This is a genomic window from Streptomyces sp. ISL-98 (assembly GCF_018614055.1).
In the GTDB taxonomy this organism is placed as follows: Bacteria; Actinomycetota; Actinomycetes; order Streptomycetales; family Streptomycetaceae; genus Streptomyces; species Streptomyces spiramyceticus.
In genome coordinates this window covers 45676-70928 of the sequence record NZ_JAGGPB010000005.1, presented here as the reverse complement: position 1 = coordinate 70928, position 25253 = coordinate 45676, and the positions used below count along the sequence as shown (strand labels likewise).

Below are 25253 nucleotides of genomic sequence, written 5' to 3'. Positions count from 1 at the left end.
TCACCCGCCGGAGCGCACGTCTCATCCGGCGGACACACGTCTCCGGCACCTCTCCCGACCCGCTACGCTCCGGCTCGTGGCTGAGATCCAGATTCCCGCTGACATGAAGCCCGCCGACGGCCGTTTCGGCGCGGGCCCCTCCAAAGTGCGTACGGAGGCGCTGGACGCCCTGGCCGCGACCGGCACATCCCTCCTCGGCACGTCCCACCGCCAGGCCCCGGTCAAGAACCTGGTCGGCTCGGTGCGTGACGGCGTACGCAACCTCTTCTCCCTTCCCGAGGGTTACGAGGTGATCCTGGGCAACGGCGGCTCCACCGCCTTCTGGGACATCGCGACCCACGGCCTGATCGAGTCGAAGTCCCAGCACCTGACCTTCGGCGAGTTCTCGTCGAAGTTCGCCAAGGCCGCGAAGCTCGCGCCCTGGCTGGCCGACCCGAGCGTCATCTCCTCCGACCCGGGCACGCACCCGGACCCGGTCGCGGAGGCGGGTGTGGACGTCTACGCCTACACCCACAACGAGACCTCGACCGGTGTCGCGGCCCCGATCAAGCGCGTCGCGGGCGCGGACGAGGGCTCGCTGGTCCTCGTCGACGCGACGTCCGGTGCGGGCGGCCTGCCGGTCGACATCACCGAGACCGACGTCTACTACTTCGCCCCGCAGAAGTCCTTCGCCTCCGACGGCGGCCTGTGGCTCGCGGTGTTCTCCCCGGCGGCCCTGGAGCGCGCGGCCCGGATCCACGGTTCCGGCCGCCACGTCCCGGAGTTCTTCTCGCTGCCGACGGCGATCGACAACTCCCTCAAGAACCAGACGTACAACACCCCGGCGCTCTCGACGCTCTTCCTGCTCAACGAGCAGCTGGAGTGGATCAACGGCCAGGGCGGCCTGGAGTGGTCGACGGCCCGCACTGCGGACTCTTCGCGCCGTCTGTACACGTGGGCCGACAAGGCTTCGTACGCAACTCCGTTCGTCACGGACCCGGCGAAGCGGTCGCAGGTCATCGGCACGATCGACTTCGCGGACGAGATCGACGCTTCGGCCATCGCGAAGGTGCTGCGCGCGAATGGCATTGTCGACACGGAGCCGTACCGGAAGCTGGGTCGCAACCAGTTGCGGATCGCGATGTTCCCGGCGATCGATCCGGCGGATGTCGAGGCGCTGACAGCGTGCGTCGATTACGTGATCGAGAAGCTTTAGCGGTTGCTGCTCGGCAGGTTGCGTTCGGTGGGGCCCCGGCATTGGGATGCCGGGGCCCCACCGGCGTGAGGGGCGAAAGCCCCGCGCACGGGACCCGGGGCCGAGCGGTGCGAGAGCTGCGTCAAGCAGGAGCCGCCTGCGCCTCGGCCTCTTCCCTCTCCCGCGCCTTGATGATCAGCACCACGCCCGCCGCCAGCATCCACAGCGCCATCAGCAGCGGCGTGACCCATGCACCGAACGGCCCTGTCAGCGACAGGATCGCGACCACGAACCCGAACCAGCCGAGCCACCCCGGCACGCCGGAGACGGCGTGCGAATCGCGCGACACGCGCCAGAGCGCGAACAGCAGCACCGCCGCACCGGCCATCGCCCCGATGAGCGCGCCGTACGACACGTCCAGCAGCAGGATCGCGATGAGCGCCGTCCCCGGGCCTACGAGGAACACGTCGGAATGGGTGGCCGTGATCGCGTACATGTTTCCGGCGATCGCCGCGACCATGATCAACACGGCGAACACCGTTCCGCCCACCAGCACGAGGTGCGAACGGTTGCCCGCCAGACGGGCCAGCGCGACCAGGAAGAACATGAACAGCAGGCTCGACGCGAGCAGCATCAGCGCCGCCGCTTCCGCCAGGCCCTGGTTGCTGTCCTTCGCATAGAAGGTCACGACGTCCTGGATCGCGTCCCGCCCCTCGGTGTCGGGCGTACGCATCCACAGCACATGTCCGGCAATCAGAAGCCCTGCGGACACGATCCCGGCGATCCCGGGCCACAGGTCCCTGTGCGGAGGGGCTTCTACGCTCTGCGACGCTGCCACCATCGTGGCCTCCTACGAGGGCATCCCCGAGCCTTCACGGTTCATCCCATTTTGACACCGATGGCCGATCCGCTCAGAACCGGGCGTGGGCGGTGATGTCCGCGCCGAACTGATCGATCATGGCCGGCGTCACCGTCGGCCGGCACTGGGCGACGGCCGCCAGGTAGTCCTTGGTGGTCGCGCCGAGCTCCCGCTGATCCCTGAGCCCGGCCGCAGGCCCGGACGACGCCCCGGCCTCCTCCAGGTCCCGCTCGAAAGCGCACTGCGCTGCGATACGGGCCGCGTGCTCGATGTCGGCCGGGGTGAACAGTTCCGTGGCTTCCACCAGGACCGCCACATCCACGTCCGCCCGGCCCTCGGTGTACCGCGACCAGATCGCGGCCCGCGCCGCCGCGTCCGGGGTGCCGATCGGGATCACGTAGTCGAACCTGCCGGGGCGCAGGAACGCCGGATCGAGCGACCGGACGGAGTTGGTCGCGCACACCAGCAGACGCTCGTCCCGCTCCCGGAAGCCCGGTATGAGCTTGAGCAGCTCATTGGTCACCCCGTGCATCCCGCCGGGCTGCGCGGGCTCGGTGCGTACCGGAGCGATCTCCTCGACCTCGTCGATGAAGACAAGGACCCGCTCCAGCTCCGCGATCCGGGCGAACGCGCTGCGCAGTGCCGCGGCGAGGTTCCCCTCGTCCGCCAGCCGGGAGGGCAGCAGCTCCACGAACGGCCAGCCCAGCTTGGAGGCGATGCCCCGGGCGAATGTCGTCTTGCCCGTTCCGGGCGGGCCGAACAGGGCGACGGCCCGCGGCGGCCTGACCCCGTGCCTGGCGGCCCGCTCCGGCTCCGCCAGCGGCAGTACGACGCGCCGCTCGATCAGGTCCTTCTCCGCCTCCATGCCGGCGACCTTGGCCCACAGGTCGTTCGGCAGGAAGCGTCCGCCGAGGTCCTCCAGGAGGCTGGCGGCGGGGCCGTGGAGCGGCTCGACCTTCTCGAAGTACGCCACGGCGGGCTGCCGCGTGTAGCCCGCGTTGAGCAGTCCTTCGCCGAGCAGGTCCTCCTCGGGCAGGACGTAGGCGATACGGCCCACCCGCGCGGCGACGAGCCGTCGCTCCAGCTCCATCAGGAGGGCGCTCGCCAGGCCCCGGCCGCGCCAGGCCGACGAGATGGCGATACGCATCACCCAGCCGCGCTCACCGGCCACGCACCCCAGCGCCGTACCGATGGGGACGCCCTGGTGGACGGCGACGACGGCGGGCTGGCGCGAGGTGAGCGCTCCGATGCATTCGGCGAGCGAGAAGACGGACTCCTGCCCGAGCTCGGCCGTGGTGTCGATCAGGTGGACCACTGCCGCGAGATCGCTCTCGCGGTAGTCGTGGATGAGCCAGTTCACGATTGCCGCCCCTCGTTCGTGCCGTACCGGTTCCGGTTTCCTGATCCGGTTACCGGTTCGGGTGAGGCTAGGGGCGGGGGTAGGGCGGGGCCCTTCTCCACAGTGCACAAGCCACGGCCGAAACTCCGCCGTTCCGTCTGTAGCCAGGGCCCTGTAACGGCCGATGGCCCCCGGTCCGCCTGCGCGGTACGGGGGGCCATCGCCTACCAGGTGGGGTTACCCAGGTGGGGTTACTCAGGCGGGAACTGCTCCTGCGTGCCCATCGGGCGCTCCTGCTGGCTCTGCTCCATGAGGCGGCGAGCCTTCTCCTGGAGCTTCTGACGCTCCTGGGGGTCGGTCGCGCGGTCCGCGGCCTCGTTCAGCTGCCTGGCCTTCTCGCGCATCTGCTGCGACCGGCCGCCAGTTTCGCCTGCAACGCTCATCGTCACTCCTTGACGCTAGGGAGAGCGGGCACATTCAGCGAACCAGGGCCCGGTTACTCTCGCATCTCGAAACGTCACCGTCCGTTACGAACGCCGCAACAGCCGTTTCAGGCCGGCGAACACGACAACCGCTCCCCCAAGGACGACCAGCCCCAGCGTGACCTTGCCGCCGCCGTCGCCTCCGCCGTCTCCGTCGTCGGCACCCGGCGAACCGCCCCCCGACTCGGAGGGCGACTTCCCCCCGGGCTCGTCACCGCCCTGTCCCTTCCCCTCCACGTCCACCTTCGCGACACTGCTGCCCGCCCCCTCCGAGCCGAACATCAGCGCCGATCCGTCGGCCGTGTACGTCACCGACTCGGCCTGCCCCATGAGAGGAGCCCGCACCCGCCGGTCCGCCCCCAGCCTCCCGCCCTTCCAGGCGTACGCACGGGCGCTGAAGTACGAACGCAGCGTCAGCTCCTCCCCGTCCGGCGAGAACGCCCCGTCCGTCACCCACGGCACGTCGTCGATCCGCCGGAAGACATTCGTGCCGCGCGCCGACAACTGCGCGGGCCCTTCGTACAGCCCGCCGCCGTCCTCGTTCTTGCTGGCTATGTAGACCCGGCCGGTTTTCGGATGCACCATCAGCGCCTCGGCGTTGCGCGCCCCGTCGGCGTACTTGACGGTGAACTGCGTCGCGTCGACGGCCCTGTCCGCCAGCTTCTTCGGCTCGGGGAAGCGGTAGATCCACACATGGCTCCAGCTCCCGTCGAGGTTGTCGCCGATGTCGCCGACGTACATATTCCCGTCGGCCCCGATCGAGATCCCCTCCACGTCGCGCGGCGCCCCGACCCCGCGCATGGTGAGGGTCGCCACCGTCTCGCCGGTCCTGGAGTCCACGGCGTAGATGTACGCCCCGTCGTCGCTGTCGTTGTGCGTCCAGTAGATGCCCGGGTGGGTGCGGCTGGCGGCGAGCCCGCTGGATTCGGTGATCCGCCGGTCCTTGATCGTGAAGCCGTCGTCGGCGACGGCCGTACCGGCCGCGAGCAGGACAAGGGCGGCGGCACCGGGGGCGACGACGTACGAGAGCGAACGCATGGCCCAAGTGTTCATCATCACGTGGTTGAGCACCGCACCGATCCGGGATGATGACGCAATGCGCTTCTTGTTCGTCGGCGATTCCATGACCATCGGGCGCGCCGGCGACTTCACCTGGCGCTACCGCATGTGGCAGCACCTGTCGGCGTCCTTCGGCGGCCCGTTCGGGATCACCGGCCCCCGTACCGAGTTGTACGACACCTTCGCGGACGCCCCGGTCTCCTGCGACTACGGCGACCCGGCCTTCCCCGAGCACGCCCGCCGTCACCTGGCGGGCTGGGGCGAGGGCTGGCTGCACATGGCCCCGCTGATCCGGGAGACGGTGGCCTCGACACGGGCGGACACGCTCCTCGTCTCCCTCGGCCTGATTGACCTCGGCTTCTACACGGACTCGGCGCAGACCGCCGACAACGCCGAACTCTTCATTGCCGAGGCCCGCGCCGCCAACCCTCGCGTCCGCATCGCGATCCACCCGGTCATACCCAACGTCAGGGCCGAGTCGGACGCCCCCTTCGCCGCCGAGTGCGACCGCTTCAACGAGCTGCTGGCGAAGGCGGTGGCCAACCTCGACACCGCCGCCTCGCCCCTGCTCCTGGTCTCGCCCCACGCGACGTACGACATCCACCAGGACACGTACGACGGCACCCACCCCGGCCCCACGGGCGAGCACAAACTGGCGGCGGCTTTCGCCGACGCGATGTACGTGGCGTGGGGCGTGGGCGGGCCGTACTCCGGCGACGGCTGCCGCGTCAGCGCCGGAACTGGAAATTGACCTCCGGATTGGCTGGCGTGGGACCGTCCAGCAGCGGCTGCCGCATCCCGCGCAGGTGCTGGTCGAAGAACGCGCCGACGTAGTCCCGGGTGATCTCGCCCGACCGCTGGCCGGACAGCGGAGCGTCGGGGTGGGACAGGCCCAACTGCGCGCCCAGGACCGGGAAATCAATGAAGGTGAAGTGACCGGAACCGGCCACGGTCAGCCACCGCTTCCACCCGTCCAGGCGCTCCCATCCCTCGCCCCAGCTCGTGTCCTTGCTGTCGGGGCGGTGGCCCGCATCGGTGCCGAGCATCATGAACGGACGGCCGTCGAGGCCGTCGGCCGGCACGGGGGCGAAGAAGGTGCCGTCCATGTTCACCCCCGCCCGTATCCGGCTGTCGGACGCCATGGCGCGGGCGGCGCTGTTGCCGCCGATGGAGTGCCCGGCCATCCCGATCCGCTTGCGGTCGATGATTCCGGCGTTCTTCCAGGCGGGTTGACGGCCGGTCAGCCGGTCGAGGACGAAGGAGACGTCGGCCGCCCGCCCGTTGGCGACGCCGGCCAGGGCCGCCTTGCTCTTCTCCCCCTTGGGCAGCGCGTTGATGGTGTCGCATGCGACGCAGGTGAGCGTGCGCCCGCCGGGGAAGGCCGTGCCGACCGACTCGTAGGCGTGGTCGATCAGGGCCACGACGTAACCGCGCGCGGCCAGCTCCTCGCTGAGGAGCGTGAGAGTGGCGCGGTGCACCGAGAACCCGGGCGACAGCACGACCAGCGGATGCCTGCCCGGCACGGGACGGGCGTCCGTACGCGCGGTCGCGCGGGTGCCGCTGAGCAGCTCGGGCGGGAAGACACCCCCGTACCCCTGGCTCTCCAGCAGCAGCCGGGCCTCTTCCGTCGTCATGTACGGCGCGACGTTCCCGCCGGTCCGGGGGCGGGCCGGGTAGTACATCGAGACCATCAGCTCCCGCGCCCCGGCCGACGGCACCCACGGGTCGCGCCGGCTTGTGTCGACGAGGTGCAGGGTCTGGCGGCCGGTGGCGTACGGGCCGGTGGGGCGCGGCAGTTCGAGCTGCTGGGTGACTGCGGCGGAGGCGGCCGGGCCGGGGGCGTCTGCCAACGCCGTCCCTGCCGAAGCGATCGGCACGATCGGCAGAGACAGGCTGAGCGCGAGTATGGCGGCTGCGGTACGTCGTCGAATGACCATGGGCCGACGGTAGGCAATGCCACCCCCCGAGCGCCCCTGACGAAAGTCAACTCCCGTGCGGGGCAGTGCGAGCCAGCCATGTCACTTGCTTCGAGCGCGCTCGAAGGCGTTGGCTTGTTTCCCATGAAGTACACGCAGCTCGGACGCACGGGACTCAAAGTCAGCCGGCTCGTTCTCGGGACGATGAACTTCGGGCCACAGACCGACGAGGCCGACAGCCACACGATCATGGACGCCGCCCTGGGCGCGGGCGTCAACTACTTCGACACCGCCAACGCCTACGGATGGGGCGCCAACAAGGGGCGTACCGAGGAGATCATCGGCTCCTGGTTCGCGCAGGGCGGCGGCCGTCGGGACAAGACGGTCCTCGCCACCAAGGTGTACGCCAACATGTCGCTGGACGACACGCCTCCGTGGCCCAACCACGACCGGCTCTCCGCCCTCAACATCCGGCGGTCGGTCGACGCCAGCCTCAAGCGGCTGAAGACCGACTACATCGACATCTACCAGTTCCACCACGTCGACCGGCACACACCGTTCGAGGAGATCTGGCAGGCCGTCGACGTCCTGATCCAGCAGGGCAAGATCCTCTACGCCGGGTCGTCGAACTTCGCGGGCTGGCACATCGCCCGCGCCAATGAGACGGCGCGGCGGCTCGGGTCGTACGGCCTGGTCAGCGAGCAGTGTCTGTACAACCTGGCCGAGCGCCGCGCGGAGATGGAGGTCATCCCGGCGGCGCGCGAGTACGGCCTCGGGGTGGTCCCGTGGTCGCCGCTGCACGGCGGGCTGCTCGGCGGCGTACTCCGCAAGGAGCGCGAGGGCGGGGCGGCGCGCTCGCAGGCCGGGCGGTCGGCGGCGGCGCTGGCCCGCACCGAGGTGCGGGAGCAGGTGCAGGCGTACGAGGACCTGCTCGACAAGCACGGGCTCGCGCCGGGCGAAGTGGCGCTGGCCTGGCTGCTGACCCGGCCCGGTGTGACGGGGCCGATCGTCGGGCCGCGCACGGCGGACCAGCTGGCGTCGGCGTTGCGCGCGGTCGAGCTGGAGCTGGCGGAGGAGGTGCTGAGTTCGCTGGACGAGATCTTCCCGGGGCCCGGCCCGTCTCCGGAGGCCTTCGCCTGGTAGTCGCCCGTTGGTTCTGACGGCTGCGGTCGGTCGGTCAGCCGCCGACCGCGGCCGCCACGGCGACGACTGCAAACATCAGCACGAGTACACCGGCCATGATCTGGTTTCGGATTTTAGGATTCACGTGTCGAGCGTAACCGGCCGGGACTGCGGCCTGTGTCAGTGCCCCAGCGGCCAGGAGGCGACCGTCTCGTAGCGGGGCTTTTTGCCGAGTACGCCGCCGCCCGGCAGGTTGCTGCGTACGAGCGCGAGCTCCCCCACCGTCCACGCCGCGCCCTCGAAGCAGGCGAGCGCGTCGACGTACGGCCGCAGGTCCGTGGAGGTGCCCGGCCGGGTGCGGGCGATGGTCAGGTGCGCCTTGTACGCCCGGTGCTCCTCCATCGCCACCCCGGCCCGCCGGGCCGCCGCGTCCGCCCTCTCCGCGAGGCGCCGCATGTCGTCGATCCCACCGGCGGCCCCGACCCACAGCGCCCGCTGCCCGAAGCGGCCGCCGGCGTGGAGGCGCAGCGGGAAGGAGTCCTGGCGGGCGGCGGCCCGCCCGAGCCGCCGCGTCAGATCGGGCAGGAGGTCCTCGTCGACCTCGCCCATGAAGGCGAGGGTGAAGTGCCATCCGGGCCGCCCGGTCCAGCGCAGTTCGTCCGCGCCGGGCAGGGCGTGCAGCCGGTCTACGGCGAGGCCGAGTTCGTCTATGGCCGGATCGGGCGGAAGGACGGCGGCGAAGAGTCTCATGCGACCAGTTTCCGGTACGCGCTGATCATCTGTGGCCGCCGCCCGTCATGCTGCCGTTGCGAGTTGTTCGCGCGGTACGAAGCGCACGTGCTGGTGGCCGCGGCGCATGTCGACCTTCAGGCGCAGGCCGCCGAGGCGGGCCAGTACCAGGCCCACGGTGAGGGCTGCCAGGGCGGAGATGACGCCGCCCGCGGCGAAGCCGATCCGGGCGCCGTACGTGTCGGTGATCCAGCCGAAGAGCGGGGCGCCCAGCGGCGTACCGCCCGTGAAGACCATCATGAACAGGCTCATCACCCGGCCGCGCATGGCGGGGTCCGTGGCCATCTGCACGCTGGAATTCGCCGTGACATTGACCGTCAGGCCGAACATCCCGATCGGCACCAGCAGCGCCGCGAAGATCCAGAAGGACGGTGCAGCAGAGGCCACGATCTCCAGGATTCCGAAGGCCACCGCCGCGCCCACCAGCAGGCGCAGCCTCGACGTGCCGCGACGGGCGGCGAGCAGGGCGCCCGCCAGTGATCCGGCGGCCATCAGGGTGTTGAGCCAGCCGTACATGCCGGGGCCGCCCTGGAAGACGTCGTCGACGAAGGCGGAGAGCCAGATCGGGAAGTTGAAGCCGAAGGTGCCGATGAAGCCGACGAGCACGATGGGCCAGATCAGCTCGGGGTGCGCGGAGACGTACTTCAGGCCTTCCCGCAGCTGGCCCTTGCCGCGCGGCGCGCGCTCGACCTTGTGGAGCTCGGACGTACGCATCATCAGCAGCCCGAGAACGGGCGCGACGAAGGAGAGGCCGTTGAACAGGAACGCGTAGCCGCTGCCGACGGCCGTGATCAGCAGACCGGCGACGGCGGGGCCGACGAGGCGTGCGGACTGGAAGTTGGCGGAGTTGAGGCTGACCGCGTTCTGGAGGTCCTTGGGGCCGACCATCTCGACGACGAAGGCCTGCCGGGCCGGGTTGTCGACGACGGTGACGAGTCCGGTGAGGAACGCGGTGGCGTAGACGTGCCAGACCTCGACGTGTCCGGTCAGGGTGAGGGCGGCCAGCGCCAGGCCGGTGAGGCCCATCGCGGACTGAGTGGTGAGCAGCAGGGGCCGCTTGCGCAGCCGGTCGGCGAGCACGCCGCCGTACAGACCGAAGAGCAGCATCGGCAGGAATTGCAGCGCGATGGTGATGCCGACGGCGGAGGCCGATCCGGTGAGGGAAAGGACCAGCCAGTCCTGGGCGATGCGCTGCATCCAGGTGCCGGTGTTGGAAACGACTTGCCCGCTTGCGAAGAGCCGGTAGTTACGGATCTTGAGCGAGCTGAACATGGAAGTAGGTGCGGTCGGTGCGGGTGCGGAGTCTGCTCCGGGTCCCGTACTCAAAAAGGTTCGCCTCCTCGGCGGCGCGCGGGTTGCTGGGTCAGAGGTGTGCGAGCTTCTCCAGGACCGGGGCGGCGGCACGCAGCTTCGCCCACTCGTCCTCGTCCAGGCCTTCGGCGAGTCCGGCCAGCCAGGCGTTGCGCTTGCGGCGGCTCTCTTCGAGCATCGCCTCGGCGGTTTCGGTCTGGCTGACCACCTTCTGCCGGCGGTCGTCGGGGTGCGGCTCCAGCCTGACCAGCCCCTTGGCTTCGAGCAGCGCCACGATGCGGGTCATCGAGGGCGGCTGCACATGCTCCTTGCGGGCCAGCTCACCGGGGGTGGCGGAACCGCATCGGGCGAGGGTGCCGAGGACCGACATCTCGGTCGGGCTCAGCGATTCGTCGACGCGCTGATGCTTCAGGCGTCGGCCCAGCCGCATGACGGCGGAGCGCAGGGAGTTCACGGCGGCAGCGTTGCCGTCGTGCGACAGGTCAGGCATGTAGTTAGCTTAACTCATTACCCACACTAAAGACCAGCCGGATATCCCTCCCCGTTACATCTCACCCGTACGAGTGAGCCGGCTCCGGAAAGTGACGCGTCGGCGGGCCCACTCCGGCGACCCTGTTGTTCATGGGATCGACAGTGCTCAGCCTGCGGATAGACGGTGAGCTGTTCGACCGTCTCCGGGACCATGCCGCCAAACGCGGAATGAGCGTCCAGGACTATGTGGTCCGGACGCTCATTCGCGACGACTTCGACGAACGCTTCAAGACGGCGGTCGACGAAACAGAGAAGTTCTACGGCCTTACGTGAGGTTCAGGGCCGGCATCAGGTAGTAGAAGGCGAAGACCGCCGACACCGCGTACATCGCCACCGGCACCTCGCGTCCCCGCCCGGCCGCCAGCCTCAGCACACAGAAGCTGACGAAGCCGATGCCGATGCCATTCGTGATCGAGTACGTGAACGGCATCATCACCATCGTCAGGAACGCCGGAATCGCGAGCGTGTGATCACTCCAGTCGATGTCCTTGACCGAGCCCGACAGGATCAGGAAACCCACCGCGAGCAGCGCCGGGGTGGCGGCCTGCGAAGGCACCATCGTGACCAGCGGGGTCAGGAAGAGGCCGACGGCGAAGAGGCCACCGGTGACCATGTTCGCGAGGCCCGTACGGGCGCCCTCGCCGACACCGGCGGTGGACTCCACGAAGCAGGTGGTGGCGGAGCTGGAGGTGCCGCCGCCCGCGGCGACCGCGATGCCGTCGACGAACAGGACCTTGTTGACGCCGGGCAAGCTGCCCTTCTCGTCCAGCAGCTTGGCCTCGTCGCTGACGCCGAGGATCGTCCCCATCGCATCGAAGAAGCAGGACAGCAGCACGGTGAAGACGAAGAGGACACCGGTCAACAGGCCGACCTTCTCGAACCCGCCGAACAGGCTGACCTGGCCGACCAGGCCGAAGTCGGGCGAGGCCACCGGGTTGCCGGGCCACTCGGGCGTCGTCAGACCCCATCCGCCGGCCGGGATGTCCGCGACCGCGTTGATGACCAGCGCGACGACGGTCATCACGACGATCGAGACGAGGATCGCGCCCGGCACCTTGCGGACGATCAGCGCGAGCGTGAGCAGTACGCCGAGCACGAAGACCAGGACCGGCCAGCCGTTGAGGTGGCCGTCGCCGCCGAGCTGGAGCGGGACGGTGGTCTGCGCGGCGTCCGGGATCCGGGAGACGAAACCGGAGTCCACCAGGCCGATCAGCATGATGAAGAGGCCGATGCCGATGGCGATGCCCTTGCGCAGGCTGAGCGGCACCGCGCTCATCACGCGCTCGCGCAGGCCGGTCGCGACGAGCAGCATCACGACGAACCCGGCCAGGACGACCATGCCCATCGCGTCGGGCCAGCTCATGCGGGGCGCGAGCTGGAGCGCGACGACGGTGTTGACGCCGAGGCCGGCGGCCAGCGCGATCGGCACATTGCCGATGACGCCCATCAGCAGCGTGGAGAACGCCGCGGTCAGCACGGTGGCGGTGACCAGCTGGCCGCCGTCGAGCTGGTGACCGTACATGTCCTTCGCGCTGCCCAGGATGATCGGGTTCAGCACGATGATGTAGGCCATCGCGAAGAAGGTGGCGAGACCGCCGCGGATCTCACGGCCGACGGTGGAACCCCGCTCGGAGATCCTGAAGAAGCGGTCCAGCGGTCCGGATGTTCCCTGGGGGGCGGGCTTCGGGGCGGTGGCCACGGGGGTGGGGGCCGACGTGCTCATGCGGTCCTCATTGGTGATTCATACGAAGAAAACGGGCCAAGGCCAAACCGTTTCAGTATGAACACATGAACGAGAGGGCGTCCATCTCCGCGCGTAGACCCCGCCCGCCGCCACCTAGACTGACCGCATGGCGAAGTGGACCCCCAAACACGAGGCACCCGAGCCCCTTGAGGGGCCCGTGGTCGCCACCATCGTCGGCGGCACGATCCTGTGGTTCGTCCTCTTCCTGGTGCAGCTCCCCTTCTACGGCTGGTTCGACGACCGCGGCTGGGCGTGGTGGGTATGGACCTGCCTGGCTGGCGCCGGACTCGGCCTGATCGGTATTTGGTACGTGCGCGGGCGCGAGTCGGCGATCAAGCGCGCGCAGGCGGAGGCGGCCGAAGCGGCCGAGTCGAACCCTGAGTCCGGGTCACTCGACGGGTAAACCAGCACATCTCGCCGTACCGTCGAAAACATGACTCAGCGGGCAGAGATCGACGCGGGCTCCGAGCTCGATCCCGTACACCCCATGTCATTGCCGCCGACCGCCCGCAGAGTCCCCGGGCTCACTACGGCCGAGGTCGCCGAGCGGGTGGCGCGCGGCGAGGTCAACGACGTACCGGTGCGCAGTTCGCGCTCCACCACCGAGATCATCAGGTCCAACGTCCTCACCCGCTTCAACGCCATCATCGGCGTCCTCTGGGTGATCATGCTCTTCGTCGCACCGATCCAGGACGGCCTATTCGGCTTCGTGATCGTCGCCAACACCGGCATCGGCATCGTCCAGGAACTGCGCGCCAAGAAGACCCTCGACGGACTCGCCGTCATCGGCGAGGCCAAACCGAAGGTCCGCCGCAACGGGACGTCCGCCGAGGTGTCCACCTCCGAGATCGTCCTCGGCGACCTGGTCGAGCTGGGCCCCGGCGACAAGGCCGTCGTCGACGGCGAGGTCGTCGAGACCGACAGCCTGGAGATCGACGAGTCGCTCCTCACCGGCGAGGCCGACCCGGTGCTCAAACAGCCCGGCGACCAGGTCATGTCCGGCAGCTTCGTCGTCGCGGGCGGCGGCGCGTTCACCGCGACCAAGGTCGGCCGCGAGGCGTACGCCACCCAGCTCGCCGAGGAGGCGTCGCGCTTCACGCTCGTCCACTCCGAGCTGCGCAGCGGCATCAACCAGATCCTCAAGTTCGTGACCTGGCTCATGGTCCCGACGGCGATCGGCCTCATCATCAGCCAGCTGGTCGTCAAGGACACCGACTTCAGGAACTCGGTGGCGCGCACCGTCGGCGGCATCGTCCCGATGATCCCCGAGGGCCTTGTGCTGCTGACCTCGGTGGCCTTCGCGGTCGGCGTGATCCGGCTCGGCCGCAGGCAGTGCCTCGTGCAGGAGCTGCCCGCGATCGAGGGCCTCGCGCGGGTCGACGTGGTGTGCCTGGACAAGACGGGCACGCTCACCGAGGGCGGCATGGACGTCACCGAGGTGCGGCTGCTGAACGCCTCGGGAGCCGACGACGCGTACGTACGCACCGTGCTCGGCGCGCTGGGCGAGTCCGACCCGCGGCCCAACGCCAGCCTCCTGGCAATCAAGGAGGCCTACCCGGACGGCGCCTCCTGGCACTGCACCGAGGCGCTGCCCTTCTCCTCCGCCCGCAAGTACAGCGGCGCCAGCTTCAGCGAGGGCGGAGGCCGCAGCAGCAGCTGGCTGCTCGGGGCGCCCGATGTGCTGCTGCCGCACGGTGATCCGTACCTCGACGAGATCGACCTGTTCAACCGGCAGGGCCTGCGCGTCCTGCTGCTCACCCGTATCTGCAAGGACCTGGACGACCCGCAGATCACGGACGGCTCCAGCGCCACCGCCCTGGTCGTCCTCGAACAGCGGCTGCGTCCCGATGCCGCCGACACCCTCCAGTACTTCGCCGACCAGAACGTCGCCACGAAGGTCCTCTCCGGCGACAACGCGGTGTCGGTCGGCGCGGTGGCGGCCAAGCTCGACATGCCGGGCGCCACCGCCACCGTCGACGCCCGCACCCTGCCCTCCGACCGGGCCGAGATGGCGGACGCGATGGACGAGGGCGCGGTCTTCGGGCGGGTCACCCCGCATCAGAAGCGCGAAATGGTCGCGGCGCTCCAGTCGAAGGGCCATACGGTCGCGATGACGGGCGACGGCGTCAACGACGTACTCGCGCTCAAGGACGCGGACATCGGCGTCGCGATGGGCTCGGGGTCGGAGGCGACGCGGGCCGTGGCGCAGATCGTCCTGCTCAACAACAGCTTCGCGACGCTGCCGTCGGTGGTCGCCGAGGGCCGCCGGGTCATCGGCAACATCACCCGGGTCGCCACCCTCTTCCTCACGAAGACGGTGTACTCCGTGCTGCTGGCCATTCTGGTGGTCTGCTCGCAGGTCGAGTACCCGTTCCTGCCACGCCACTTGACGCTGCTGTCCACGCTGACGATCGGTGTCCCGGCGTTCTTCCTGGCGCTGGCGCCCAACAAGGAGCGTGCCCAGCCGCACTTCGTACGCAGGGTGATGCGGTACTCGATCCCGAGCGGCATCATCGCCGCATCCGCGACCTTCTGTACGTACCTGCTGGCCCGGTCGCACTACACGGGCCCGGACGCCCTGTCCTCCGAGACGAGCGTGGCGACGCTCACGCTCTTCCTGGTGTCCCTCTGGGTCCTGGCGATCATCGCCCGCCCGTACACCTGGTGGCGTGTCGGCCTGGTGGCCGTGATGAGCCTCTGCTTCGTGCTCGTGCTCGTCGTGCCGTGGCTGCAGGACTTCTTCGCGCTGAGGCTGATGGGCACGATGCTGCCGTGGACGGCGGTGGGGGTGGCGGCGGTGGCGGCGGCCGCCCTGGAGCTGGTGTGGCGCTGGGTCGGCCGCCGCTTCCCCGCGTAGCGGGAGTCCTGCTTCCGGTGCTCAGCGCACGTCGACGTAGTCACCGCTCGCGGTGATCGCGGGGGTGGTGGTCGTACCCGAGAACGCGTAGCGCCAGTAGCCGTCGGACGCGGCGGTGACGGTCGACTTCAGGTCGCCGGTGCCGTTCGACGTCACCGTCTTGAGGGTGGTGTACGTGGTGGTCCCGGCCTTGCGGAACTGGAGCTTCACCGGCTGGCCGGTGTAGCCCGCGTACTTGTACGTCTCCCAGTTGGCGCGGGCCAGCTTGCCCGTGACCGTGATGGTGTTGCCCCTCACGACCGGCTCCGGGGAGGCGTTGGCCGACAGCGTGGACTGGCGCTGGAGCTTGAAGGAAGCGGACTTCTGCTTCCAGACGTAGTCACCGTCGGCCGCATCGACCCAGGCGTCGACGTACCAAGTGCCGGCCTTCTCGTTGGAGTACGCCAGGTCGACGCGGGGGTCGACCGAGAAGGTGCCGGTGCAGGTGTTGTCCACGCAGTCGACATCGGTGGGCTCCAGCGAGCCGAAGCCCGGGCCGTTCAGGGTGAGGTCGGCCCCGATGATCCCGGAATCGTCCGCAGCGGTGACCGTGACGGTGAACGTCCTGACCTCGGTGGTGCCGACCACGACGTTCTTGCCGCCGTTGACGACGACCTCGGTAATGGCGGTGTCACCGTGGCCACCGTCCGCCTGGGCGGCCGGGACGGCGAGAGCGGACAGAGCCAGGGCGCCGGAAACGGCGGCCACAGTGGTGCGAATGCGCATGAATTTCCCCACGATTGATGCGATCGGTCCCACGCCGCGTCTCCCCCCGGCGGAAACCTTGGTGTGTTGAGCGAAATGCGACGGCGGCCGCCTTGAGCCGGTGTGGCTCCGGGCGGCCGCCGCGCTGCCCCCGCGGACGGGGGCTCAGTGCCTGTGTCAGTGCTTAGCGCACGTCGAGGTAGTCACCGGCCGCGGAGACCGCGGGGGTGGTGGACGTACCCGCGAAGCTCCAGCGCCAGTAGCCGTCCGAGACGGCGGTGGAGGTGGTCGACAGGTTGCCGGTGCTGTTCGTGTTCACCGTCTTGAGGGTGCTGTACGTGGTGGTGCCGGCCTTGCGGAACTGAAGCTTCACCGGCTGGGCGGTGTAGCCCGCGTAGGTGGACGTCTCCCAGTTGGCGCGGGACAGCTTGCCCGTGATCGTGACGGGCTTGCCCTTCACGACCGGCTCGGGGGACGCGTTGGCCGTCAGCTTCGAGGCGCGCTGGACGAGACCGGTGCCGGCCACTTCCTTGGACACGTAGTCACCGTCATTGGCGCGGGTGAGCGCCCACACCTTCCAGGTGCCGGCCAGGGCGTTCTTGTAGAGGTCGATCTGGGGGTCGACCGTCACGCTCACGGTGCAGGTGGAGGTCGTGGCGTTGACCTTGACGCAGTCCGCGTCTTCCTGCTCCGGGGTGAGCGCGCCGTCGATCCCGGTCTCGTTGAAGGAGGTGCCGTGCCAGAGGAACTGGTCACTGCCCGCGATGCCGGACGGGTCGGTGGCCGTGACGGCGATCGTGAACGTCTTCGCGGCGGTGGTGCCGACCACGATGCCCTTGCCGCCGTTGACGACGACCTTCGTGATCTGGGTGTCCCCGACAACCTCGTCCTGCTGCGCGGCTGCCACGAAGGGCGAGCTGCGGAAGTCCGGGCGCTCGTCGGCCTGAGCGGCCGGGACGGCGAGAGCGGACAGAGCCAGGGCGCCCGAAACGGCAGCCACAGTGGCACGAATGCGCATGTATGTACGTCCCCACATGAATGCGAGCCCGCCGCGTTTCCCCCGGCGGGATCTTTGAGTGTCGAACGAAGTGTAAGGAGACTGCAGAGATTTCGTAAACAAGAAATCAGTCGAACCAGCGGTCCCGTGCCAATTCTTCCGTCCGCGACGGGCCTTCGATCAGCGCCGCCACCTCGAAGCGGCGCGGCCACTGGCCCGCCGACCAGGCAAGACCCGCCGCCACACCCTCCAGGGTGGCCGCGTGGACCACGCCGTCGGGGGTGCGGCGCCAGTCGAGTTCGACGCCGCCCGCGAGGAGCTCTTCGTGTTCGATGTACGTGTCGGGGGTTTCGGCGCCGAGCAGGACGCGTACCGCTTCCGGAACCTCCCGCTCCACGCCCTCCGACGTCACCGCCGCCTCGGCCGACTCGCTCAGGCGGCGCACCTGGAAGAGCTCCGCAAGGAAGCCGGCCCTGGAGGGGGCCACCGGCAGCAGCGGCAGGCCCGCCGTGAGCGGCAGCAGGTCGGGGGCGTCGGCGATCACCGCGTCCGAGGCGTCGACGACCCGTACCTCGCCGTCCACGACCGCGCGCAGCTCGTCGGGGAGGGTCACCTGGTCGGGGTCGAGGAACGCCAAAGCGCCGTACAAGCCGTGCAGTTGACGTGCGCTGACCGTGCGGCCGGGGTCCGCGAGGCGGCCCAGGAGCTCGGCCGCGCCGCCCGGCTCGTCGAGGAGTGCGGCCACTGAGGTCCGTACGCCCAGGGCCCGCAGGACCTGCTCGTCCTCGAATCCGGTCGCGTCCACGGACGCGTACAGCCCGTCGAGCAGCGGATCGCCGCCCGCCGACCTGAGGCCCGCGGGGCGGCGCCCGTCGAGGACGGGGTGGTCGCGCAGCCACCATGCGGTGTACGGGCGTACGGACTGCGTCGTGCCGTCCGGCAGCAGCACGCGCACGGGCTGGGTCAGCGCGTCCCGCAGCGGCGGCTGGGCGAGCAGCGCGAGGGCCTGCGGCCAGGCGTCGTCGTCGACCAGGTCCAGGTCGCGTACGGCGACGATCTCGGTGGCGACCGGCGGCACGGGCGTTTCCGGCAGCTGGTCGAGGATGTCCTCGCACCACACGTCCACGGCGTCCAGCAGGCCGACGTCGTCGGGCTCGGCGAAGTCGCCCTCGCGCGGCTCCAGTTCGTCGGGGTCGAGTACGACGTCCGTCGTCCGTACGAGCGCGAAGTTGGCCAGGACACCGCAGGCGGTGAGCGGCTGCTCGCCCCAGCGGGCGGCCAGATCCGCGTCGCACAGCGCGAGCTCGTCCTGGCGCATGATGTGCGCGAACGGGCTGTGGGGCAGGACGAGTTCACCGGCGGGCGAGAGCTCGCCGTCCTCGTCGGGGAGGGCGAGCGCGCCCAGCCAGGGCTCGTCGCCCGGCGAGAGCTCGGCGTCCCGCACGAGCGCCAGAACCGTTTCCGCCAGCTCCTCGGCGTCCGGCGCGTCCTCGTCCCACATCCCGCCGTCGTCCATCGAGGCGGCGACCGCGAGCCGCACCTGCGGGGTGGTCAGCACGGCGCGCGGGGTGGCGGGCAGCGCGCCGAGCTTTTCGAGGAGGGGGTGGGCGGCGTCGGGGTGGGCCACCTTCAGGCCGAGGCGGGCGAGCTGGGCCGGGTCGCCGCCGTCCTCCGCGAGCGGCAGCAGCACCTGCCGGGGGCCGATTGCCGTACGGCCACTGGCGAGCGGCACGGGCAGCCCTGACAGGCGGTCCGGGTCCACGCCGGCCAGCGACTCGTAGAGCCGGTGCCACCAGGCGGGGTCGCGCTCGGCGCCCGCGAGGCGCTCGATGGCGTCGCCCAGCGGCAGCCGGCCCACGCCGAGGGTGCGCAGCTCGGCGCGGCGCTCCAGCCCTGCGGGCAGCAGCGTCGGCAGAACCTCGGCCATGACGCGCACCGTGTCGGCGCCCGCGCCCTCCACGACCTCCGCCTCGAACGGGCGCAGGGCGGTGAGCTCCTCGGACGGCGCGGCGGGGGCGAGGAACGCGACGCGCGGCAGCCGGTCGGTGATCGCGCGGCGCAGCGCCCCGTCCAGCTCGCTCTTGCCGAGCGGGCCGGGGACGAGGTCGACGGTGGCGGTGGAAACGGGCTCCCAGTCGCCGAGCAGTTCGGCGTACGCATCGGCCGCGCGCTGCACGAGGAAATCGGTCAGCGGGCCCGGCGCCGGGTGGCGGCGGGTGGTGTCCAGCGGCAGCGACGCGATCAACAGGGCGGGTACGCCGAGGGGTTCGTCGGTCGGCGTGGGCGCGTGCACGACGGGAGCCGTGCGGGGCTGCTGCGGTGCGCCTTCCGTGTCCACGGGGACGGCCCAGGTGACCGCCCAGTGGGGGCGCAGGCGCTCCTCGACGGGGCGGTCGGCGAGGAGTGCGGGCTTGAGGTTGCCCGTGTGGGTGACGGTGCGCCAGCGGGTGGTGCCGCGGGCGGTGTCGTCGATGTGCACGTAGTCCTCGTGCACGGTCCGGGTCAAGATCCGTGCGGCGTCGGGCGTTTCGACGACGACCTCGGTCAGGCCCGGCAGGGTCAGCAGCAGGGCGTCGTCGATGCCGTCGAGGAGGTGCTGGACGAGGTCGACGGCGCCGCCGTCGCGCAGCGGGAGGACGACGACGGTGTCGTACCCGTTGGGCGCGGTGCCCTCGGCGGGCAGCGGCAGCCGGAGCAGGGGTACGTGCCCGTCGCGGCGGCGCAGCTCGTCGGCGAGCCCGCCGCTCTGCGCGACCTGGGCGGCGTGCTCCGCCAGGCCCCGGGCTTCGGCCAGGGACCAGCGGACGCCGCCGTGCAGGCCGAGGACGGCGGGCTCGTCGCTGACCGCCAGCACGGCGGCGAACCCGACGCCGAAGCGGCCGACCGCGCTGTCCGTGTCCTCGCGCTTGGCGGAGGCGCGCAGGGTGCTGAGCGATTCGACGCCGGCGGCGTCGAGGGGGGCGCCGGTGTTGGCCGCGGCGAGGACGGCGGGGGCGTCGGCGGTGGCCGCGTGCAGGGTGAGCCGGAGCCGGCCGGTCACGCCGGCGCGGGCGGCGGCGTCGGCGGCGTTCTGCGCCAGCTCCACGACGAGGCGGTCGCGGTAGCCGCCGAGGGCGAGGTCCTCCTCGGCGTTGGCGTCCTCACGGAAGCGGGCGGAGCTCGCGGTCCACGCGTCGAGCACCCCACGCCGCAGCCGCGCTGTCCCGAACGGATCGGCCTCGTCGGTCGCCCTGACGCTCACGCTTGTCTCCGCTCTGCTCTGTCACGATGTGCGGCCCGAACGTACCGCGCGCCGATGGATGCTCGACGCCAGGCCGGACCGGACGTCCGCGACTCGCGACTTCCCTCTCCCAGCCCCTGCCCGATTTCAGCCACGCAAGCGCCCCACCCCGACAAAAAACGCCCTGATCGGGCAGCTCCGCTGGGCGACGGGCGGGGAGGGGAGAGCGCCGCAGGCAACCTGCACCGCACCGCCCAGAGGCCGTCAGGCCACCGTCTCAGGAGTGGCCGAGTTCCTCCGTCGGCTCGTCCGTCGTCGTCGGCACCGAGCCGCCTTCCGGATCCGGACGCAGCGGAAACGCGTCCGTCCCCATCGAATCCAGCACCGGCGGCGCCGGCCGCAGCGGCTTCGGCATGACCGCGGCCTCGGAGTGGCCCCCGCAGCCGTACGCCAGGGACACCACATGCCCGTCCGCGGGCGAGAATTCGTTGGCGCACACACCGAACGCCTGCCGCAGCGACCCCGCCAACGGCACCAGGAAGGCGCACGTGACGCATGTGGCGGGCGCAGCCTGCGCCATGGGGGTCTTCGCGCCGTACGACTCGTCCCAGCGGTCGGCCGCGATGTGCAGCCCGTACCGCGACAGGACCCGCGCACGCCGCATCCCCAGCTCTTCGGCGACCGCCGCGATCGAGCCGCGCGATGGCACCAGCGGCAGCGCGGCCGGCGGGCCGTCCGTGACTTCCGCGTCCTCCGCCTCGACGAGGTCGGCCATCTCCTCCGAGACCGCGGAGTCCGGCGGCGGGGCGTCCTCGCCCGTGTAGCCGGGCTCCAGGCGCAGATCGTCCGCCTCGGTGGGGAGGAGGTCGCCCGGCCCCATGTCGCCGGGGCGCAACCGCTCGCTCCACGGCACCCATTCGGGCGCCAGCAGCGAATCGGGTCCCGGCAGCAGAACCGTCTCGTCGACGGTGACCAGCTTGGCCCGCGACGCGCGGGCGACCGTCACCGCCCAGCGCCAGCCCCGGTAACCGGGTTCCTTGCACTCGAAAAGGTGTGTGACGACCCGGTCACCCTCCGCAAAGAGGGAGACATGCTCGCCGACCACCCCGGGGAAGGCGGCCTCCTCGGCCGCCTCGCGGGCAAGGTCTACCGCCTCGGCGCACAGGCGGTCAGGGGTTCGGCTTCGCGTCGTCGCAGCACTCACAGGTCTCGCTTCTCTCCTACGCCGTCTCACGGGTGCGCCAACGGATGCCCGTACGAGTACGAGATACGAGGTGCGAGCTGCGGGCGGAGCGGACCGGAGGGCCGCGTCGACGTCCGCGCCCGACCTGTCTCGGTCTCGGGCGCACTTTCTGTCACCCATTCTGCGGGATGACGGAGAGGCGCGCGGCCGAGGACAACCGCCGGTGGCGCGCTACGCACGCTACCCCCTCTGCCGCCCCGGGCCCACCTGCACGCCTCCTTTGCCGGACTTCGGACGTGAGGAAGGGGCGCGCAAGCCCGCGTGAGGCCCCGTAAAGCAGGGAAAGCGGGCGGAAAGTGCGCTGAAAGATCGAGAGCGACCGGAATGCCCCGGCGAAGAGGACGAACGCCGGACGTACGGAAAAACGACTCGCCGACCGGCCCCGCCGGGCCCCGTTTCCGGTTCGCTTCCGGGGGGCGTGGGGCACTATGACGACGTGGTTGCCGAAAAGCCGTCCGACGGATCCGGTCCACTCCGCAGAGCGGGCCGTGCGGTCGGCCGCGCCCTGCACATGCCGTTCACCGGTACGGCCAAGGGCATCCGCCGCGCCACCCACGCCCACGGAGCGGGCGAGTCCGGTCTCGGCAAGCTGATCGAGCTGCACGCCGTGAACGGCGCCGGCGACATGATGATCACCGTCGCGCTCGCCTCCACGGTCTTCTTCTCCGTCCCCACGGACGAGGCACGCGGCCGCGTAGCGCTCTATCTCGCGGTCACCATGGCCCCCTTCACCCTCCTCGCCCCGGTGATCGGCCCGCTGTTCGACCGCATCCCGCACGGCCGCCGGGCGGCCATGGCGGGCGCGATGCTGGCCCGCGCGATGCTGGCGGTCGCGATGTCCGGCGCGGTGGCGACGGGCGATCTGGAGCTGTATCCGGCGGCGCTGGGCGTACTGGTGTCGTCGAAGGCGTACGGAGTCGTACGCAGCGCCGTCGTCCCACGGCTCCTCCCGCCCAATTTCTCCCTCGTAAAGGCGAACTCGCGGGTGACGCTGGCCGGTCTGCTGGCGACGGGCCTGGCCGCTCCGGTAGGGGCTGGGCTGCAGGCGATCGGGCCTCAGTGGCCGCTGTACGGGGCGTCCGCGCTGTTCACCGTCGGCGGGTTCCTGGCGTTCACGCTGCCGCACAAGGTCGACTCCGCGAAGGGCGAGCGGAAGGCCATGCTGCTGGAGCACGGTCTGGAGCACGGCCACCTGCAGCACCGCAAGCCCGGCCTGCGGACCGTCGGGCCTTCCGTACTGCACGGCCTCCAGGCCAATGCGGCGCTGCGCTGCCTGTCCGGCTTCCTGATCTTCTTCCTGGCGTTCCTGCTGCGCGAGGACCCGCTCGGCGGGCAGAGCGCCGCCGTGTCGCTGGGGATCGTCGCCGTTGCGGCGGGGGTGGGCAACGCCCTCGGTACGGCCGTGGGGGCGTGGCTCAAGTCCCGCGGCCCCGAGAAGATCATCGCGACGGTGCTGGGGCTGACGCTGTGCGTGGCCATCGGCGCGGCGGTGCTCTTCGGCGGGCTGATGGTGGCGGTGCTCGGCGCGACCGCCGGCCTGGCCCAGGCGCTGGCCAAGCTGTCCCTGGACGCGCTGATCCAGCGGGACGTGCCCGAGCAGGTACGGACGTCCGCGTTCGCCAGGTCGGAGACGCTGCTCCAAATGGCGTGGGTGGCGGGCGGAGCCATCGGAATCGCTCTGCCGCTCAACGGCTCGCTCGGCATGGCCGTCGCCGCGGGCCTTCTCGCGACGGGCGCGGCGCTGTCCGTACGGGGCCTCCTGCACGCTGCCCGGCGCGGCACGCCGCACCCCCGCGTGGCGTGAGGTGCGTCGGGCGATAGCCTTCGCCCCATGACCGTTGCGCTCCTCTCTGGTAAGGCCCGCCGCACCACCGCTGTCATCGGCGCCGTGTCGGCCGGGCTCCTCGTCCTGTCCGCCTGCGGCGACAAGCCGACGCCGCTCGCGACCGTGACGGTCGGCAAGGACTCGGTGCACACCGAGGCCTCGTGCTACAACGACGGCTCCGCGATCAAGGAATCCCTGCTCCAGGGCTGCCTGAACAAGAAGGCCGAAAAGACCATCAAGGTCTCCATGGACGACAAGGTCCGCTTCGGCGTCGACCCCGAGATCGCCGACGAGGGCTGGACGCTCTTCATCAACGGCCAGCAGGCCGAGCAGGAGCCGTACAAGAAGTCGTACCGCTCCATCCCGGGCAGCGCCTTCTTCGCCGCCCAGCAACAGCAGGTGCCGGGCACGCCGAGCCCCGACGAGGCGCAGGTCAGCATCGTCGAGACCAAGGGCAAGAAGCTCACCGGCATCTGGCACTTCAAGCTGGAGAAGACCTCCTGACCACCCTCCTGACCAGGAGGAACACCTGATGCGTGTTCTCGTCGTGACCGCGGTACCCGCCGAGCGGGACGCGGTCACGCGCGCGTTCGGCCCCGGTTTCGCGGCCGATGTCATCGCTGCCGGAGTGGGCCCTGCGGCCGCCGCCGCAGGAGCCGCGACCGCGCTGGCCACTCGCCCGTACGGCCTGGTGATCTCGGCCGGGATCGGCGGCGGGTTCCGGCTCGTCGCCCCGCCCGAGTCCGTGGTCGTCGCCGACGCGATCGTCGCCGCCGATCTGGGCGCCGAGACGCCCGACGGCTACGTCCCGGTGACCGCCCTCGGCTTCGGCACCGTGGAGCACCGGCCGCCCGCCGCTCTCGTACGGGCCGTCGCGGACGCCACCGGCGCGGTGACCGGCACCGTGCTGACCGTCTCCACCGTGACCGGTTCCGCCGCCCGGGCCGACGAACTGCGCGCCCGCCATCCGCAGGCCGCCGCCGAGGCGATGGAGGGCTTCGGCGTCGCCGAGGCGGCCGCGCTGCACGGCGTGCCGGTGCTGGAGATCCGCGCCGTGTCCAACGCGGTGGGGCCCCGCGACCGGGCGGCCTGGCGCATCGGCGAGGCACTGGATGCGCTCAGCGCGGCATTCGGGAAGCTCGCGCCCGTACTCGAAGGTTGGGAATGACATGACTGACAGGTTGCGGATCGCCTATTCGCCTTGCCCGAACGACACCTTCGTCTTCGACGCGTGGGCGCACGGCCGGGTGCCGGGCGCGCCCGAGCTCGATGTGACGTTCGCGGACATCGACATCACCAACGGGATGGCGGAGCGCGGGGAATTCGACGTGCTCAAGGTGTCGTACGCCGTGCTGCCGTGGGTCCTTGAGGAGTACGCGCTGCTGCCCTGCGGCGGGGCGCTGGGGCGTGGCTGCGGCCCACTGGTGCTTGTGAATAAGCACAGCTTGACGCGGGAGGCCGGTATCGATCTGACGGGGAAGACCGTCGCCGTGCCGAGCGAACGCTCGACGGCGTATCTGCTGTTCCGGCTGTGGACCGCGGATGTTCTGCCGGGCGGGGTCGGCGAGGTCGTCGTCATGCCGTTCCACGAGATCATGCCGGCGGTGCGCGACGGCAAGGTCGACGCGGGGCTCGTCATCCACGAGGCGCGCTTCACCTATCAGGATTACGGGCTGCACTGCCTCGCCGACATGGGCGAGCACTGGGAACTGACGACCGGCCTGCCGATCCCGCTGGGCGCGATCATCGCCAAGCGCTCGCTGGGCACGGAGCGGCTGCACGAAATCGCGGCGGCGGCGCGGACGTCGGTGCTGATGGCGTGGGACGACCCGCAGACGTCGCGGCCGTACGTGCTGGAGCACGCGCAGGAGATGAATCCGGCGGTGGCGGATCAGCACATTGGGCTGTACGTGAATGAGTTCACGGCGGATCTGGGTGTGGACGGATACGCGGCGGTACGGGGGTTGCTCACGCGAGCGGCGGCGGAGGGCCTGGTTCCGGCGTTGGGCCCGGATGCGCTGACGTTCGCGTGATTTCCCCG

Annotated in this window: 23 protein-coding genes; 10 read left to right on the top strand and 13 right to left on the bottom strand. The window is 70.6% G+C overall.

Annotated features, from left to right (window positions below; genetic code table 11):
- The first annotated feature begins 76 nt into the window (after window positions 1-76).
- Window positions 77-1195, top strand: coding sequence for a phosphoserine transaminase (serC, locus tag J7I98_RS05545; RefSeq protein WP_214919428.1), 1119 nt, complete (start codon window positions 77-79; stop codon window positions 1193-1195).
- A 121-nt stretch (window positions 1196-1316) separates the two neighbouring features.
- Here serC and J7I98_RS05540 read toward each other — a convergent pair whose 3' ends face one another.
- From J7I98_RS05540 to J7I98_RS05525, 4 genes are all read right to left on the bottom strand, one after another.
- Window positions 1317-1907, bottom strand: coding sequence for a hypothetical protein (locus J7I98_RS05540; protein ID WP_214919426.1), 591 nt, complete (start codon window positions 1905-1907; stop codon window positions 1317-1319).
- Window positions 1908-2085: 178 nt separating this feature from the next.
- A complete protein-coding gene (locus J7I98_RS05535) occupies window positions 2086-3393 on the bottom strand; it encodes an ATP-binding protein (RefSeq protein WP_214919424.1) in 1308 nt (435 codons plus the stop codon).
- Window positions 3394-3623: 230 nt separating this feature from the next.
- Window positions 3624-3815, bottom strand: a complete 192-nt coding sequence (locus J7I98_RS05530; protein ID WP_214919417.1) for a DUF6381 family protein — start codon at window positions 3813-3815, stop codon at window positions 3624-3626.
- An 84-nt stretch (window positions 3816-3899) separates the two neighbouring features.
- A complete protein-coding gene (locus tag J7I98_RS05525) occupies window positions 3900-4892 on the bottom strand; it encodes a WD40 repeat domain-containing protein (protein WP_214919414.1) in 993 nt (330 codons plus the stop codon).
- Window positions 4893-4950: 58 nt separating this feature from the next.
- Here J7I98_RS05525 and J7I98_RS05520 point away from each other — a divergent pair, with 58 nt between their 5' ends.
- The gene (locus tag J7I98_RS05520; RefSeq protein ID WP_214919412.1) at window positions 4951-5664 is read left to right on the top strand and encodes a GDSL-type esterase/lipase family protein; all 714 of its coding nucleotides are present in this window, start codon (window positions 4951-4953) and stop codon (window positions 5662-5664) included.
- On the opposite strand, the gene J7I98_RS05515 is transcribed toward J7I98_RS05520, so the two are convergent.
- Entirely contained in the window at window positions 5642-6850 is a 1209-nt protein-coding gene (locus J7I98_RS05515; RefSeq protein ID WP_214919405.1) for an alpha/beta hydrolase, read from the bottom strand. The genes J7I98_RS05520 and J7I98_RS05515 overlap by 23 nt on opposite strands.
- Window positions 6851-6973: 123 nt before the next feature.
- Here J7I98_RS05515 and J7I98_RS05510 point away from each other — a divergent pair, with 123 nt between their 5' ends.
- Window positions 6974-7972 carry an aldo/keto reductase gene (locus J7I98_RS05510; protein ID WP_214919403.1) on the top strand — a complete coding sequence of 333 codons (999 nt, stop codon included), beginning with the start codon at window positions 6974-6976 and terminating at the stop codon, window positions 7970-7972.
- A gap of 159 nt (window positions 7973-8131) precedes the next feature.
- On the opposite strand, the gene thpR is transcribed toward J7I98_RS05510, so the two are convergent.
- From thpR to J7I98_RS05495, 3 genes are read right to left on the bottom strand one after another with little or no spacing between them, the layout of a single operon-like run.
- A complete protein-coding gene (thpR, locus tag J7I98_RS05505) occupies window positions 8132-8701 on the bottom strand; it encodes an RNA 2',3'-cyclic phosphodiesterase (protein ID WP_214919401.1) in 570 nt (189 codons plus the stop codon).
- A 45-nt stretch (window positions 8702-8746) separates the two neighbouring features.
- Window positions 8747-10066, bottom strand: coding sequence for an MFS transporter (locus J7I98_RS05500; RefSeq protein WP_285437993.1), 1320 nt, complete (start codon window positions 10064-10066; stop codon window positions 8747-8749).
- Between the two features lie 37 nt (window positions 10067-10103).
- Window positions 10104-10541 carry a MarR family winged helix-turn-helix transcriptional regulator gene (locus tag J7I98_RS05495; protein WP_138898141.1) on the bottom strand — a complete coding sequence of 146 codons (438 nt, stop codon included), beginning with the start codon at window positions 10539-10541 and terminating at the stop codon, window positions 10104-10106.
- A 131-nt stretch (window positions 10542-10672) separates the two neighbouring features.
- Between J7I98_RS05495 and J7I98_RS05490 the strand changes: the two genes are divergently transcribed.
- Window positions 10673-10855 (top strand): ribbon-helix-helix protein, CopG family, encoded by a 183-nt coding sequence (locus J7I98_RS05490; protein ID WP_214919391.1) that lies wholly within the window; start codon window positions 10673-10675, stop codon window positions 10853-10855.
- Here the strand turns inward: J7I98_RS05490 and J7I98_RS05485 are convergent.
- A complete protein-coding gene (locus J7I98_RS05485) occupies window positions 10848-12305 on the bottom strand; it encodes an NCS2 family permease (RefSeq protein WP_214919389.1) in 1458 nt (485 codons plus the stop codon). The genes J7I98_RS05490 and J7I98_RS05485 overlap by 8 nt on opposite strands.
- A gap of 127 nt (window positions 12306-12432) precedes the next feature.
- On the opposite strand from J7I98_RS05485, the gene J7I98_RS05480 reads away from it, so the two are divergent.
- Together J7I98_RS05480 and J7I98_RS05475 are read left to right on the top strand one after the other, a co-directional pair.
- Complete coding sequence (locus J7I98_RS05480; protein ID WP_214919382.1) at window positions 12433-12729, top strand: DUF2530 domain-containing protein; 297 nt, start codon at window positions 12433-12435, stop codon at window positions 12727-12729.
- A gap of 30 nt (window positions 12730-12759) precedes the next feature.
- A complete protein-coding gene (locus J7I98_RS05475) occupies window positions 12760-15183 on the top strand; it encodes an HAD-IC family P-type ATPase (RefSeq protein WP_214919380.1) in 2424 nt (807 codons plus the stop codon).
- Between the two features lie 21 nt (window positions 15184-15204).
- On the opposite strand, the gene J7I98_RS05470 is transcribed toward J7I98_RS05475, so the two are convergent.
- From J7I98_RS05470 to J7I98_RS05455, 4 genes are all read right to left on the bottom strand, one after another.
- Complete coding sequence (locus tag J7I98_RS05470) at window positions 15205-15948, bottom strand: calcium-binding protein (protein ID WP_214919378.1); 744 nt, start codon at window positions 15946-15948, stop codon at window positions 15205-15207.
- A gap of 163 nt (window positions 15949-16111) precedes the next feature.
- Window positions 16112-16945, bottom strand: a complete 834-nt coding sequence (locus J7I98_RS05465; protein WP_214919376.1) for a DUF5707 domain-containing protein — start codon at window positions 16943-16945, stop codon at window positions 16112-16114.
- Window positions 16946-17051: 106 nt separating this feature from the next.
- Window positions 17052-20165 carry a sacsin N-terminal ATP-binding-like domain-containing protein gene (locus J7I98_RS05460; RefSeq protein ID WP_214919368.1) on the bottom strand — a complete coding sequence of 1038 codons (3114 nt, stop codon included), beginning with the start codon at window positions 20163-20165 and terminating at the stop codon, window positions 17052-17054.
- A gap of 256 nt (window positions 20166-20421) precedes the next feature.
- The gene (locus J7I98_RS05455) at window positions 20422-21348 is read right to left on the bottom strand and encodes a DUF3027 domain-containing protein (RefSeq protein WP_214919366.1); all 927 of its coding nucleotides are present in this window, start codon (window positions 21346-21348) and stop codon (window positions 20422-20424) included.
- Window positions 21349-21823: 475 nt separating this feature from the next.
- Here J7I98_RS05455 and J7I98_RS05450 point away from each other — a divergent pair, with 475 nt between their 5' ends.
- The 4 genes from J7I98_RS05450 to J7I98_RS05435 are packed head-to-tail and all read left to right on the top strand — an operon-like array spanning window position 21824 to window position 25245.
- The gene (locus tag J7I98_RS05450) at window positions 21824-23191 is read left to right on the top strand and encodes an MFS transporter (RefSeq protein WP_308377678.1); all 1368 of its coding nucleotides are present in this window, start codon (window positions 21824-21826) and stop codon (window positions 23189-23191) included.
- 27 nt (window positions 23192-23218) lie between these two features.
- Window positions 23219-23716, top strand: a complete 498-nt coding sequence (locus J7I98_RS05445; RefSeq protein WP_214919365.1) for a DUF2771 domain-containing protein — start codon at window positions 23219-23221, stop codon at window positions 23714-23716.
- Between the two features lie 28 nt (window positions 23717-23744).
- Window positions 23745-24380 (top strand): futalosine hydrolase, encoded by a 636-nt coding sequence (locus J7I98_RS05440; RefSeq protein ID WP_214919358.1) that lies wholly within the window; start codon window positions 23745-23747, stop codon window positions 24378-24380.
- Window position 24381: 1 nt separating this feature from the next.
- Window positions 24382-25245 (top strand): 1,4-dihydroxy-6-naphthoate synthase, encoded by an 864-nt coding sequence (locus J7I98_RS05435; protein ID WP_214919356.1) that lies wholly within the window; start codon window positions 24382-24384, stop codon window positions 25243-25245.
- Window positions 25246-25253: the final 8 nt, after the last annotated feature.

Coding starts and splice junctions, on each gene's coding strand:
- J7I98_RS05540 (WP_214919426.1), bottom strand. CDS start 1,907: ATGCGTACGCCCGACACCGAGGGGCGGGACGCGATCCAGGACGTCGTG.
- J7I98_RS05530 (WP_214919417.1), bottom strand. CDS start 3,815: ATGAGCGTTGCAGGCGAAACTGGCGGCCGGTCGCAGCAGATGCGCGAG.
- J7I98_RS05525 (WP_214919414.1), bottom strand. CDS start 4,892: ATGCGTTCGCTCTCGTACGTCGTCGCCCCCGGTGCCGCCGCCCTTGTC.
- J7I98_RS05520 (WP_214919412.1), top strand. CDS start 4,951: ATGCGCTTCTTGTTCGTCGGCGATTCCATGACCATCGGGCGCGCCGGC.
- J7I98_RS05515 (WP_214919405.1), bottom strand. CDS start 6,850: ATGGTCATTCGACGACGTACCGCAGCCGCCATACTCGCGCTCAGCCTG.
- J7I98_RS05510 (WP_214919403.1), top strand. CDS start 6,974: ATGAAGTACACGCAGCTCGGACGCACGGGACTCAAAGTCAGCCGGCTC.
- thpR (WP_214919401.1), bottom strand. CDS start 8,701: ATGAGACTCTTCGCCGCCGTCCTTCCGCCCGATCCGGCCATAGACGAA.
- J7I98_RS05495 (WP_138898141.1), bottom strand. CDS start 10,541: ATGCCTGACCTGTCGCACGACGGCAACGCTGCCGCCGTGAACTCCCTG.
- J7I98_RS05490 (WP_214919391.1), top strand. CDS start 10,673: ATGGGATCGACAGTGCTCAGCCTGCGGATAGACGGTGAGCTGTTCGAC.
- J7I98_RS05485 (WP_214919389.1), bottom strand. CDS start 12,305: ATGAGCACGTCGGCCCCCACCCCCGTGGCCACCGCCCCGAAGCCCGCC.
- J7I98_RS05480 (WP_214919382.1), top strand. CDS start 12,433: ATGGCGAAGTGGACCCCCAAACACGAGGCACCCGAGCCCCTTGAGGGG.
- J7I98_RS05475 (WP_214919380.1), top strand. CDS start 12,760: ATGACTCAGCGGGCAGAGATCGACGCGGGCTCCGAGCTCGATCCCGTA.
- J7I98_RS05470 (WP_214919378.1), bottom strand. CDS start 15,948: ATGCGCATTCGCACCACTGTGGCCGCCGTTTCCGGCGCCCTGGCTCTG.
- J7I98_RS05465 (WP_214919376.1), bottom strand. CDS start 16,945: ATGCGCATTCGTGCCACTGTGGCTGCCGTTTCGGGCGCCCTGGCTCTG.
- J7I98_RS05445 (WP_214919365.1), top strand. CDS start 23,219: ATGACCGTTGCGCTCCTCTCTGGTAAGGCCCGCCGCACCACCGCTGTC.
- J7I98_RS05440 (WP_214919358.1), top strand. CDS start 23,745: ATGCGTGTTCTCGTCGTGACCGCGGTACCCGCCGAGCGGGACGCGGTC.
- J7I98_RS05435 (WP_214919356.1), top strand. CDS start 24,382: ATGACTGACAGGTTGCGGATCGCCTATTCGCCTTGCCCGAACGACACC.